The organism is Stenotrophomonas sp. GD03680 (genome assembly GCF_029844625.1).
In the GTDB taxonomy this organism is placed as follows: domain Bacteria; phylum Pseudomonadota; class Gammaproteobacteria; order Xanthomonadales; family Xanthomonadaceae; genus Stenotrophomonas; species Stenotrophomonas maltophilia_P.
Genome location: NZ_JAOCKC010000017.1, coordinates 1 through 11817, shown reverse-complemented (window position 1 = coordinate 11817; position 11817 = coordinate 1). Strand labels below are relative to the sequence as shown.

Here is an 11817-nt window from a genome sequence, read left to right as displayed (position 1 = left end):
CCCTGACTGGAGTTGCTGATGTCCACCCCCACGCTTTCCGTGACCGCCCCGCCGGTCGTGGTTCCTTCCACCTCCCTGGTACTGGCGATGGCGGCCGGTGCCGGGTTTTCGGTGGCATCGCTCTATTACAGCCAGCCGATGCTGGGACTGATCGCCCAGGACCTGTCCGCGGGCGAGCGCGCGGCAGGTCTGGTGCCGACCCTGACCCAGCTCGGCTATGCGCTGGGCATCCTGCTGCTGGCGCCCTTGGGGGATCGTTTCGACCGCCGGTCGCTGATCCTGCTGAAGTCCGCGCTGCTGTCGGTTGCACTCGCCGCAGCGGCCGGGGCGGGGCACCTGCCGGGCCTGCTGATGGCCAGCCTGCTGGTCGGGTTGATGGCAACGCTGGCCCAGGACATCGTGCCTGCCGCTGCGGCGCTGGCTCCGGATGCGCAACGCGGGCAGGTGGTCGGACGGGTGATGACCGGTCTGCTGCTGGGCATCCTGCTGTCGCGCGTGGTCAGCGGGATGGTGGCCGAGGCCTGGGGCTGGCGCACCCAGTTCGTGCTGGCGGCCGTGTCCGTGGCGGCGATGGGGGTGGTGATGGCGCGTGCACTGCCCCGCTTCGCACCCACCAGCACCCTGCGCTATCCGGCGCTGCTGGGCTCGTTGCTGTCGCTGTGGCGGGAGCAGCCGCAGCTGCGCCGGGCGGTGGCGAGCCAGTCGTTGCTGGCGGTGGGTTTCAGCGCGTTCTGGTCAACCCTGGCGCTGATGCTGCATGCGCGTCTGGGACTGGGCAGTGCTGCCGCCGGCGCCTTCGGTATTGCCGGTGCGGCGGGCGCGCTGGCGGCGCCGTTCGCCGGTCGCTTCGCCGACAGGCTGGGCAGCCCCGCAGTGGCACGCCTGGCGATCATGGTGGCATTGCTTGGCTTTGCACTGCTGCTCGCCGAATCGTGGCTGCCCGCAGCGGCACTGCTGCCGCTGCTGGTGGCCAGCGCACTGCTGTTCGATTTCGGCTTCCAGTCGGCCCTGGTGGCCCACCAGACACTGGTGTATGGCTTGGCGCCCGCCGCACGCAGCCGTCTCAATGCAGTGCTGTTCACCGGCATGTTCATCGGCATGGCGGCCGGAGGGGCACTTGGCAGCCTGGCATTGGCGCAGTGGGGGTGGCATGGGGTGGCATGGCTGGCGACGCTCTGTGCCGGTGGCAGCCTGCTGATCCGCCTGCGCTGAGCGCTGCGCGCGCAGCCGCGCGTCAATCGTGGCCGCTGTCGTCCAGGCTGATGATGCCGCGGCGCAGGGCCTGGGTGACCGCATGGGTGCGGTCGCCGACGCCCAGCTTGTCCATCAGGCTCTTCATGTGCGCTTTCACCGTCTGCTCCGAGATCTGCATGCGTTCGCCGATGCGCTTGTTCGAGAGTCCGCCGGCAACATGCCGCAGCACCTCGGTTTCGCGCGGCGACAGCCGGTCCTCCACCACGTGCGCGGCGATGCTGGCGGCCACCGCGGGTGGAATAGGCGCACGGCGACCACCGGCCACCATGCGGATGGTATCGATCAGTTCATGGCGCAGCATGTCCTTGAGCAGGTACGCGCTGGCACCGGCCTGCAGGGCGCGCACCGCGCGCACGTCGCCGCGGTAGGTGGTCAGCACGATGATGCGGGCACGCGGGTCGAGCGCGCGGATCCGCATGATGGCCTCGACACCGTCCAGCCGGGGCATCTGCAGGTCCATCAGCACCACGTCCGGTTGCAGATGCTGGTACTGCGCGATGGCTTCTTCACCGTCGGCAGCTTCGCCCAGCAGCCGCAGGTCCGGCTGGGCGCCGAGCAGGGCCGCCAGGCCGTCGCGCAGCAGCGGGTGGTCATCGACCACCAGCACGCCGATGGGAGGGGAGAGCTCAGTCATGGTCAGGTCTGCTCCAGGGCCAGCGCCAGCGCGACGGCCTTCGGTGATAGAGGCGGCGCGCGGGGACCGACAGCGCCACTTCAGTGCCCAGGCCGGGCCGCGTCCACAGCTTCAGCGCCGCGCCCAGCCGCTGCGCGCGCTCGCGCATGCCCTGCAGCCCCCAGTGGCCGGCACCGGCATGGTCGTCGGCAATGCCAACGCCGTCATCGCGGACATGCAGCAGGAAGCAGCGGGCACCGTAGGACAGCTCGACCTCGATGGCGCTGGCGTGCGCATGCCGCAATGCATTGCGGATCGCCTCGCGGCCGATCAGGAACACCTCCTCGGCAGCATCCGGCTGCAGGCGGGGCGGGGTGCCTTCCACGGTCAGGCGCAGTGGGTTGGTGCCCTGGCCGGCGTACTCAGCGTGCACATCGGCCAGGGCCGAGGCCAGATCACGACCCGCGAAGGGACCGTCGCGCAGGGCGTTGACCCGTTCGCGGCCCTCGGCCAGATTGCGTTCGGCCAGCTGCATCGCCGATTCCAGCTGGCTGCGCACGGTTTCCGGTGTCTGTGGTGACTGGCTGATCGCGTGCAGGCGCAGGATCAGGCCCTGGCTGCCCTGCAGCAGCGTGTCATGCAGGTCACGGGCGATGCGCTCGCGTTCGCCGTTGCGCTCCTGCAGCCGGGCCCGGAACAGCGCGGCCAGCTGTCCGCTGCGGATCCGTACGGCCATCACCAGCACCGCCAGCACCAGCAGCGCGCACAGCAGCTTGAACCAGACCGTCTGCATGAAGGTCGGTGCGATGCGGAAGCTGCGATGCGCCGGCACCCGGCTCCAGATGCCGTCTTCGTTGGCGGCCTCCACCTCGAAGCGGTAGCTGCCGGGGGCCAGGTTGGTGTAGTAGGCGCGGGTGCTGCTGCCGGCGTCCTGCCAGTCCTCGTCGACACCCGACAGTCGATAGCGGTAGCGGTTGCGTTCGGGCCGGGCCAGTGAAAGGGCCACGTAGTCGATCTGCAGCTGGGTGGTACCAGCGGGCAGGCGCATATTGTCACGCAGTGGTTCGTGCACGTTGCCGTACAGCACATCGCCGATGCGGACGCTTGGCGCCATGCTGTTGACGTGCGCGTGGGTCGTGTCCAGCCATGCCAGGCCCTGGTTGGTGGCCAGCCAGAGCAGCCCGTCGCCGGCCAGCACCGCCGTGGAGATCGGACCGCTCTGCAGGGCGACGCCCGGCATGCCGTCCACGGCATCGAACAGGCGCGGCGTCACCGGCAGGCCGGCGCGCAGCGCGTGCCGCAGATGCGCGCTGTCCAGACGCACCAGGCCGCGGCTGCCGTTGAGCCAGAGCCGGCCCTGTGCATCGGCCACCATGCCGGTGATGCCTTCGAGCACGCCCGCAAGGTCGGTGCGTACCGGCATGAAACGTCCGCCGCCCAGGCGTGCGGCCAGGCCCGATTCGCCGGCGACCAGCAACAGATCGCGCTGCTGCAGCAGGGCAGTCACCGGCCCCACTGACAACCCCTGCGCGGCACCGAAGGTCTCGATCGTGCTATCACCCAGATGGCGCAGGCGTCCATCGGCATACCCCAGCAGCAGCTGGCCGTTGTCGTCCATTGCCAGGGAGGAACAGGCCTGCTCGGGCAGGCGCGTTTCGCGCTGCCAACGGCCCTGCGCGTAATGCAGCACGCCGCGCTCGCCGGTACAGACCCAGGCCTGCTCGTCATCGGGAAACAGCAGCGCGTGCAGTGGCTGGCCGGTGAACGGCGCCGGCAGTGCGATCCGTGCGGTCCGGCCGTTACGCGTGCGCGCGAGATTGACCCAGTCGAATTGCCAGATCGGCGTCGGCGCGCCGCGTGCAGCGGCTTTCAGTTGCGCGCCACTGCCGTCGAGCAGCTCCCGGCGCAGGTCATAAGGTGCCAGATCCTCGCCGTAGCCATACACGCGGCCATCGCTGGCACGGACCAGCGAGCGATACGGATCGGCAGGACCGGCCGACAGCGTCCTCACGCTGCGCGCGCGGAAGCGGTTGAGGCCGAGATTGGTGCCGACCCAGATATTGCCTTCGCGGTCGGCCATGATCGGCACGGCCGACGTTGCGGTCAGGCCATCCGGTGAATCGAAACGTTCCATGCGCACGGCGCGCCTGCCATCGAACGTGACCCTGGCGACCCCACCGTGCGGGCTCATCGTCGCCCACAGCGCGCCATCAGCGGTGAACTGCAGCCGCGCAGCGACCAGCTCCGGCAGGCGGCGTGCTTCGCGCTCGTGCTGTGGCAGCACACCCTCCGCGTTGGCCAGCGGCGAGGTGCCGCGCACGCGGTCGGCCAGCCACACCTCGCCCAGCGGGCTCTCCACCAACGTGGCCATCTGCGAGACAGCGATGCCGGTGTCCTCGAAGCGGACGGCACCCGGCGCGCGTTTCCAGATCTTCAGGTCGGCCAGCACCCAGAAGGTATTGCGGCTGTCCTGCAGGACCCACTGCACGCGCCGCTCGGGCAGGCCTGCGCTGGCCGGTGGCGGCCGCCAGCGCTTGCCGTCGAACCAGCGCAGCCCGCCGTCGATGGCGGCCCAGCGGCGCCCCTGCTGGTCGCGGCTGAAGCGCGGCACCACGCCGACCGGAACCCCTTCCGCGCGCCCGAAGTTGCGCAGCTGGCCATTGGCGAACTGGCTGATGCCCGCCTGGAAATAGCCGATCCACAGCGCATCGCCATCGCCGGGCACCAGGGTGACCATGTTGGTGGAGGGAAATCGGCTGCCGGGCGGTGCGGGCTGCCGCTCGAAGCGACGCCCGTCGAAGCGGTACAGCCCGGAGCCGGTGGCCAGCCAGAGCAGGCCGTCGCGATCCTGGGCGATGTCCCAGATATCGCCGGGTGCGCCCTGTCCCACCCGCCAGGCGGTGTGCTCGTAGCCGGGCAGCCCGCTGCTCACTGCCGGGCGCTGCACGGCGTGGGCGGGCAGGGCGATGCACAGCAGCAGGCACATCAGCAACGCCGTCAGGCGACGCAGGGAAGGGAAGGGGCAGCCATGCATGCAGCGCATTCTCGCAGGTGCGGGGCAGTGCGGGGTGACCCGAACGGGGTAGGCGCCTGCCGCGGCACTCGGCTATCACGCCGGCATGGACCACAGAGACTCTCCATGCAGCGCCTGTTCGTGATGTTTCCTGACCGCGGTCCCGGCGCCGGCCTGTTGTGGCTGCGGCTGTGCATGGTCGCAGCGCTGTGCGTGCGCCCGTCCGACGCGGGCTGGCTGCTGACGGCTGCCTGCCTGCTGGTCGCCCTGTCGCTGCTGCTGGGGGTGCTGACGCCGCTGTCTGCGCTGCTGGCCGTGCCGTGCCTGTTCTGGCAGTCCGTGCCGTGGGCCCTGGCGTTGCTGCCGTTGGCCCTGCTGGCACTTGGGCCGGGTGCCTACTCGCTGGACGCGCGGCTGTTCGGACGACGTGTGCTGGAGCGACGGTCTCCCCCATTCGGGTAGGTGCTGCCCTCGTCCGTCGGGGGTAGGGCATCGTGCCGGCGCCCCGCACCATGGGGCACCCCGTCGTGGCACCCCTCCATGGCTACCGTATCCAGCCCTGTTCCGACCGTCGCGGCGCTGCCGCCCCGGCAGGCTGCCGCTCTGCAGCGTGCGCTGCATTACATCGATGAACACCTGTCACAGCCGATGCGGGTCACCGAGCTGGCTGACGCGGCCTGCGTGAGCCGCTTCCATCTGGTGCGGCTGTTCCGCACCGGAACCGGCGCGAGCCCACTGCGCTACGTGCGCCGCCGCCGTATCGAGCGTGCCCGCCAGCTGCTGCCCGTCGTGCAACTGCCGATGTCCTGCCTGGCGCAGCAGCTGGGCTTCTTCGACCAGAGCCATTTCGTCCGCAGCTTCCGCGCGGAGACCGGCTGCAGCCCCGGCCAGTACCTGGCTGGAGATGCAGCCCTGTCCCTTCCCCCTGCCCTTGTTCGCAACGGAGTCCATCCATGAGCGTCGCTACCGCAATTCCTGCCAAAGGCCTGCTATCGCCCACCGATCACGCACTGGTCCTGATCGATTTCCAGTCGCAGATGGCATTTGCAACCCACACGATCGACATCTCGGCGCTGCGCAACAACGTCGCGCTGATCAGCAAGGGCGCGCAGGGTTTCAATGTGCCCGTGGTGCTGACCACGGTCGCGGAGACCTCGTTCTCCGGCCCGATGTTTCCGGAGCTGCCGGTGATCTTCCCCGGGCAGAAGGTGTTCGATCGCACCTCCATGAACACCTGGGAAGACCAGCCGGTGATCGATGAGATCAATCGCATCGGCAGGCGTCGCCTGGTGATGGCCGGGCTGTGGACCAGCGTGTGCATCGTGGGGCCTGCGCTGTCAGCGCTGGAGCAGGGTTTCCAGGTGTACGTGATCACCGACGCCTGCGGCGATGTCAGCGTGGAAGCACATGAGCGGGCGATCGCCCGCATGGTGCAGGCCGGTGCGGTGCCGATGACCAGCGTGCAGTACCTGCTGGAGCTGCAGCGCGACTGGGCGCGCGGCGAGACCTATGGCCTGACCACCGGAATCGCCCGTGATCACGCGGGCGGTTACGGCATCGGCATCCAGTACGCCAAGACCATGTTCGGCGCCCAGGAAGGCGGGCACTGACCATGGATCCGGGGCTCGACCTGGCGCTGCTGATCCTGCGCGTGGCGGCGGGCGGCTTCCTGCTGCCCCACGCGCTGGGCAAGCTGTTCGGCTGGTTCGGTGGCCCTGGCCTGGGCGGCTTTGCGGGCGAACTGCGTGGCTTCGGCCTGCCGTCGGCCGCGCCTCTGCCATTGCTGCTGGCCGGGCTGCAGGTGCTGTCCGGAATGGCCGTACTGCTGGGCTGGCAGACACGCATCGCTGCGCTGGCCGCAGCGGCGTTCATCGGCTTCACCGTGCTGCTGGCCGTGCCCAAGGGCTGGTTCTGGATGCGCGCCGGCGCCGAGTACCCCCTGATGTGGACTCTCGTCCTGCTGGCCATCGCGCTGGCCGGGCCGGGAGCCTGGGCGCTGGACAGCCCCGTATTTCCCGGAGACATCGCATGAACCATGAGCCACTCGATCCCGGCCGCCGCAGCGTCGTACTGGGCACCGGCGCTGCCGTGGCGCTGGGCCTTGCCGGACAGGCCGGCGCCGCCCTCGATTCCGCCCCCAAGGAGCGCCGCATGCACACACTGGTCATCCGCAACGCCCGCATCACCACGCTCGATCCACACCGTCCGCATGCACAGGCGCTGGCCGTACAGGAAGGGCGCATCGTCGCCGTAGGCAGCGATGAAGAGATCATGCGTGGTTGGGGAGCCGAAGCCACGCTCATCGACGCGCAGGGCAGGCGACTGGTGCCCGGCCTCAACGACAGTCACACCCACCTCATCCGTGGTGGCCTGAACTACAACCTGGAGCTGCGCTGGGACGGGCTGCGTTCGCTGGCCGATGCAATGGCCATGCTCAAGGCACAGGTCGATCGCACCCCGGCGCCGCAATGGGTGCGCGTGGTGGGGGGCTTCACCGCCGCCCAGTTCCACGAGAAGCGCCTGCCGACCCTGCAGGAGCTCAACCAGATCGCACCGGATACGCCGGTGTTCCTGCTGCACCTGTATGACCGCGCGCTGCTCAACGGGGCGGCGCTGCGTGCATGTGGCTACACCCGCGAAACGCCGGACCCGCCCGGTGGCCAGATCGTGCGCGATTCGCTGGGCAACCCCACCGGCCTGCTGCTGGCCAAGCCCAATGCGTTGATTCTGTATGCGACGCTGGCCAAGGGGCCACGCCTGCCGGTCGAATACCAGGCCAACTCCACCCGTCACTTCATGCGCGAGTTGAACCGGCTCGGCATCACCTCGGTGATCGATGCCGGGGGAGGCTTCCAGAACTATCCCGAGGACTACCAGGTCATCGAGCAGCTGCACCGCGACGACCAGCTGACCGTGCGTATCGCCTACAACCTGTTCACGCAGAACAAAGGCAAGGAAGTGGATGACTTCCGTGGCTGGAGTGAGATCCTGCAGCCCCGCCAGGGCGATGATCTGCTGCGCCACAACGGCGCCGGCGAGATGCTGGTGTTCTCGGCAGCGGACTTCGAGCTGTTCAGCGAACCACGCCCCGAGCTGCCGCCGGAGCTGGAGCCGGAGCTGCATGATGTGGTGAAGCTGCTGGTGCAGAAGCGCTGGCCGTTCCGCATCCACGCGACCTATGACGAGAGCATCGGCCGCATCCTCGATGTCTATGAGCAGGTCAACCGCGAAGTACCGTTCGATGGACTGCACTGGTTCATCGATCACGCCGAGACCATCACCCCGCGCAACATCGAGCGGATCCGGGCACTGGGTGGAGGCATTGCGGTACAGCACCGCATGGCCTACCAGGGCGAAGCGTTCGTCGAACGCTATGGCGTGCAGGCGGCACGGCACACGCCGCCGGTGAAGCGCATGCTGGCCGAAGGCGTGCCGGTCGGCGCGGGCACCGACGCCACCCGCGTGGCCAGCTACAACCCCTGGGTCGCGCTGTCGTGGCTGGTCACCGGGCGCACCGTCGGCGGCCTGGCGCTGTATGGGGAGGAGAACCTGCTGGAGCGCGAGCAGGCCTTGCGCCTGTGGACGCAGGGCAGCGCATGGTTCTCCGGCGACGAAGCGGTGAAGGGCACCTTGAGGGAAGGCCAGTTGGCCGATTTCATCCTGCTCTCCGCCGATTTCTTCCGCGTCGAAGATGCCCGCATCGCCGACATCACCAGCGTGCTTACCGTGGTCGGTGGCCGCATCGTGCATGCCGGCGAAGACTATGCCGGACTGGCGCCGCAGCTGCCGCCGGCGATGCCGGACTGGTCGCCGGTCAACCGGTTCGGGGGGTATCACGTGAGCGGCGCGGCCACCGGCCTGGCGAAGGCGCATCACCATCACCATGGTGCGGCCTGCAGGACCCACGGTGCACACGACCATGCCGCGCGCCATGCAGCACCCAGCAATGATCTGACCGCATTCTGGGGTGCGATGGGATGCTCGTGCTTCGCATTCTGAGCCTCGCCCTGCTGGCCGCGCCGTCCCTTGCGCTCGCCTGCGAGGGGGGCTACTGCAGCGATGCCGCTGACGGCACGTTGCAGTGGGATGCCTCGATGCGTCTGCGCGGCATGTACTACGACCCGACCCGCTTCGGTATCGGCGGCGGCGAGGATGGCTACGGCCTGCTTCGCGCATTGGCGTCGGCCACCTACGGTGAACGCGACTGGAAGGCGATGCTGCAGCTGGGCGTGCACGGCGAGCGTGGGAGGGCCGGTGGACCTGGCAGGACCGATCGGGGTGCGCTGGATGTGCAGCAGGCGTACTGGCGCTGGCAGCGCGGCGGCCTGCATATGCAGCTCGGGCGGCAGGAGGCGGGCCATGGCAGCTCGCGCCTGCTGTCGGTGCGCGACGGGCCGAATATCCGCCTGGCCTTCGATGGTGCCAGGGTCGGATGGCAGGGCGGACTGGGCGTGCTGGAACTGATGGCACTGCGTCCGGTGGAGAACCGGCCGGGTGCGTTCGATGACCGTGGCGAACGCGGTGCGCATCTGTGGGGTGCCTATGCAACCACGGCGCCAGGCCAGGGTCCGGGCCAGTGGGACCTCTATCTGCTGGACTATCGCCGGGAGGACGCCCGCTTCGCGGCAGGCGCCGGCATCGAGCGCCGGCAGACTCTCGGGGCGCGCTGGTTCGGCCAGGCCGGATCGTTGGACTGGAACAGCGAGCTGGTCGTGCAGGGCGGTGAGCTGCGGACCACCAGCGAGCAGCTTGATATCCGCGCGTGGACGCTGGCCACCGATACCGGTTGGCGTTGGCCGCAACTGCCCTTGCAGCCACGGCTGGGACTGAAGGCCGACATCGCCAGTGGTGATGGCCGCCCGAACGACGCCCGGCTGGGCACCTTCAATGCCCTGTGCCCGAAATCGGCCTACTTCAGCGAAGCCAGCCTGCTGGCGCCGGCGAACCTGATGGACGTGCAGCCAACCCTCACACTGCGGTTGCACGAATCCGTCACCACTGAACTGGGCATGCAGATGGCCTGGAAGCACCGCCGCGCCGATGCGGTGTACACCGCGCCCGCACCGCTGGTGGCGTTGCCCGGCAGCGCAGGCGGCGCGCGCAGGATCGGCCGCCAGTACAAATCCGAAACCCGCTGGCAGGCCAGTGCACACTGGCAGTGGCAGCTGCAGCTGGCCTGGGTCGATGCCGGTCCTGCGCTGACGCAGGCCGGTGGCCAGGACACGTTGTTCGCCTCGATCGTTGGAGCATGGCAATGGTGAATGCACGCACATCGCAACCTCCCGCACCGGCCGCAGGTGTCTGGTCCCCGCTGAAGATCCGCATTTTCCGCTCGATCTGGCTGGCGATCCTGGCCAGCAACATCGGTACGTGGGTCAATGACGTGGCCGCGGCCTGGGTGATGGCCGAACGCACAGGATCACCGTTGATGGTGGCCCTGGTGCAGTCAGCCACAACCGTACCGATCGTGCTGCTGGCACTGGCCGCAGGAACCCTGGCCGACATCGTCGATCGCCGCACGTACCTGCTGGCCACCCAGGGATGGATGCTGGCAGTGGCGGCCTTGATGGCGGTGCTGACCTCGCTCGGCATGCTGACGCCGCAGCTGCTGGTGCTGCTCACGTTCTGCATGGGATGTGGCGCGGCGATGGCGATGCCGGCGCAGGCAGCGATCGTCTCCGAGCTGGTTCCGCAGCCGATGCTGCCGTCGGCAGTGGCGCTGAATTCGATCGGCATCAACATCGCCCGTTCGATCGGGCCTGCTGTCGGTGGCCTCATCGTCGCCCAGCTGGGAGCCGTGTGGGCCTTTGGCTTCAATGCCATCACCTTCGCTGCGATGCTGTTCGTGGTCTGGGGCTGGAAGCGTGACCCGAAGGCATCGAGCCTGCCGCCGGAAGGCTTCGGTGCCGGACTGAAGGCCGGACTGCGCTATGCCAGCCGCGCCGGGCGTCTGCAGGCGGTGCTGATCAAATCGGTCGGCTTTTTCTTCTTCGCTGCGGCGATGAACGCATTGTTGCCGGTGGTGGTGCGAGGGCAGATGCATGGCGGTGCAGGGCAGTACGGCATGCTGCTGGGCTGCATCGGCATCGGCGCGGTTGCCGGGGCGCTGCTGCTGCCTAGATTGCGCGCACAGCTGGACCGCGATCTGCTGGTGTTGCTGGCGACGCTGGCGCTGGCACTGAGCCTGGTTGGACTGGCGCTGACCCGCAGCTGGTACCTGCTGCCGGTGGTGATGCTGGTGAACGGTTTTGCCTGGATCACGGTACTGTCCTCGTTGCAGATCGCCGCACAGACGGCGGTTCCGGCGTGGGTGAGGGCACGAGCGCTGGCGCTGTACATCATGGTGTTCTCGGCAGGCATGGCCGCCGGCGGCCTATGCTGGGGCGCGCTGGCGCAGCGAACATCGCCGGAACTGGCGCTGCTGGTTGCGGCAGCAGGCGCGGTCATCGGCGGGCTGCTGGTGTGGAGGGTGCGAATCGCTGGCACCGAAGATCTCAACCTGCGCCCTGCGGGTCATTGGCCGGCGCCGGAACTGTCGGTGCCGGTCTCCAACGATCGCGGGCCGGTGCTGGTGACGATCGAATACCGCATCGATGCCGCCGACCGTGCATCGTTCCAGGCGCAGATGCGCGCGCTGGGCACGGTCCGGCGCCGCGACGGTGCGGTGGTGTGGGGCGTGGTCGAAGATGTGGCCAGCCCGGGCATCCATCTGGAGTATTTCGTGACCCCGTCCTGGCTGGAGCACCTGCGCCAGCACGAACGCATTACGGCCGACGACAAGGCGATCCAGGAAGTGCTGCGCGCCCTGCACCGTGGTGAACGCGCGCCGGTGGTACGTCATTTCGTCGGCGGGCATGACCCGTTGCCCACGGCGGTACCGCACCATCACAGCGATATCTGACAGGTAGCGCCGGGCCATGCCCGGCGGATGCTGGAT

At 68.8% G+C, this 11817-nt stretch carries 10 protein-coding genes; 8 read left to right on the top strand and 2 right to left on the bottom strand.

Annotation, left to right across the window (positions count from 1 at the left end):
- Window positions 1–18 precede the first annotated feature (18 nt).
- Complete coding sequence (locus N5J29_RS15080) at window positions 19–1212, top strand: MFS transporter (protein ID WP_164152516.1); 1194 nt, start codon at window positions 19–21, stop codon at window positions 1210–1212.
- Between the two features lie 22 nt (window positions 1213–1234).
- On the opposite strand, the gene N5J29_RS15075 is transcribed toward N5J29_RS15080, so the two are convergent.
- Both N5J29_RS15075 and N5J29_RS15070 read right to left on the bottom strand, forming a co-directional pair.
- On the bottom strand, window positions 1235–1888 hold the full coding sequence (locus N5J29_RS15075) for a response regulator transcription factor (protein ID WP_065175264.1): 654 nt from the start codon (window positions 1886–1888) through the stop codon (window positions 1235–1237).
- The gene (locus N5J29_RS15070; RefSeq protein ID WP_164152518.1) at window positions 1881–4910 is read right to left on the bottom strand and encodes a sensor histidine kinase; all 3030 of its coding nucleotides are present in this window, start codon (window positions 4908–4910) and stop codon (window positions 1881–1883) included. The genes N5J29_RS15075 and N5J29_RS15070 overlap by 8 nt, the downstream gene beginning before the upstream one ends.
- A gap of 96 nt (window positions 4911–5006) precedes the next feature.
- Here N5J29_RS15070 and N5J29_RS15065 point away from each other — a divergent pair, with 96 nt between their 5' ends.
- The 7 genes from N5J29_RS15065 (at window position 5007) to N5J29_RS15035 (ending at window position 11781) form a co-directional block, all read left to right on the top strand.
- Window positions 5007–5342 carry a hypothetical protein gene (locus N5J29_RS15065; RefSeq protein ID WP_164152520.1) on the top strand — a complete coding sequence of 112 codons (336 nt, stop codon included), beginning with the start codon at window positions 5007–5009 and terminating at the stop codon, window positions 5340–5342.
- A gap of 78 nt (window positions 5343–5420) precedes the next feature.
- A complete protein-coding gene (locus N5J29_RS15060; RefSeq protein WP_164152522.1) occupies window positions 5421–5837 on the top strand; it encodes an AraC family transcriptional regulator in 417 nt (138 codons plus the stop codon).
- Entirely contained in the window at window positions 5834–6490 is a 657-nt protein-coding gene (locus N5J29_RS15055) for a hydrolase (RefSeq protein ID WP_065182959.1), read from the top strand. Before N5J29_RS15060 ends, N5J29_RS15055 begins: the two co-directional genes overlap by 4 nt.
- A 2-nt stretch (window positions 6491–6492) precedes the next feature.
- On the top strand, window positions 6493–6912 hold the full coding sequence (locus N5J29_RS15050) for a DoxX family protein (protein WP_128989507.1): 420 nt from the start codon (window positions 6493–6495) through the stop codon (window positions 6910–6912).
- A 119-nt stretch (window positions 6913–7031) separates the two neighbouring features.
- Window positions 7032–8879 (top strand): amidohydrolase, encoded by a 1848-nt coding sequence (locus tag N5J29_RS15045; protein ID WP_197623035.1) that lies wholly within the window; start codon window positions 7032–7034, stop codon window positions 8877–8879.
- Entirely contained in the window at window positions 8858–10141 is a 1284-nt protein-coding gene (locus tag N5J29_RS15040) for an alginate export family protein (RefSeq protein ID WP_164152525.1), read from the top strand. Before N5J29_RS15045 ends, N5J29_RS15040 begins: the two co-directional genes overlap by 22 nt.
- Complete coding sequence (locus N5J29_RS15035; RefSeq protein WP_164152582.1) at window positions 10135–11781, top strand: MFS transporter; 1647 nt, start codon at window positions 10135–10137, stop codon at window positions 11779–11781. Before N5J29_RS15040 ends, N5J29_RS15035 begins: the two co-directional genes overlap by 7 nt.
- Window positions 11782–11817 lie beyond the last annotated feature (36 nt).

Bases quoted from the DNA above. Each gene is read 5' to 3' on its own strand.
- N5J29_RS15080 (WP_164152516.1), top strand. From the start codon at position 19: ATGTCCACCCCCACGCTTTCCGTGACCGCCCCGCCGGTCGTGGTTCCT.
- N5J29_RS15075 (WP_065175264.1), bottom strand. From the start codon at position 1,888: ATGACTGAGCTCTCCCCTCCCATCGGCGTGCTGGTGGTCGATGACCAC.
- N5J29_RS15070 (WP_164152518.1), bottom strand. From the start codon at position 4,910: ATGCGCTGCATGCATGGCTGCCCCTTCCCTTCCCTGCGTCGCCTGACG.
- N5J29_RS15065 (WP_164152520.1), top strand. From the start codon at position 5,007: ATGCAGCGCCTGTTCGTGATGTTTCCTGACCGCGGTCCCGGCGCCGGC.
- N5J29_RS15060 (WP_164152522.1), top strand. From the start codon at position 5,421: ATGGCTACCGTATCCAGCCCTGTTCCGACCGTCGCGGCGCTGCCGCCC.
- N5J29_RS15055 (WP_065182959.1), top strand. From the start codon at position 5,834: ATGAGCGTCGCTACCGCAATTCCTGCCAAAGGCCTGCTATCGCCCACC.
- N5J29_RS15050 (WP_128989507.1), top strand. From the start codon at position 6,493: ATGGATCCGGGGCTCGACCTGGCGCTGCTGATCCTGCGCGTGGCGGCG.
- N5J29_RS15045 (WP_197623035.1), top strand. From the start codon at position 7,032: ATGCACACACTGGTCATCCGCAACGCCCGCATCACCACGCTCGATCCA.
- N5J29_RS15040 (WP_164152525.1), top strand. From the start codon at position 8,858: ATGCTCGTGCTTCGCATTCTGAGCCTCGCCCTGCTGGCCGCGCCGTCC.
- N5J29_RS15035 (WP_164152582.1), top strand. From the start codon at position 10,135: ATGGTGAATGCACGCACATCGCAACCTCCCGCACCGGCCGCAGGTGTC.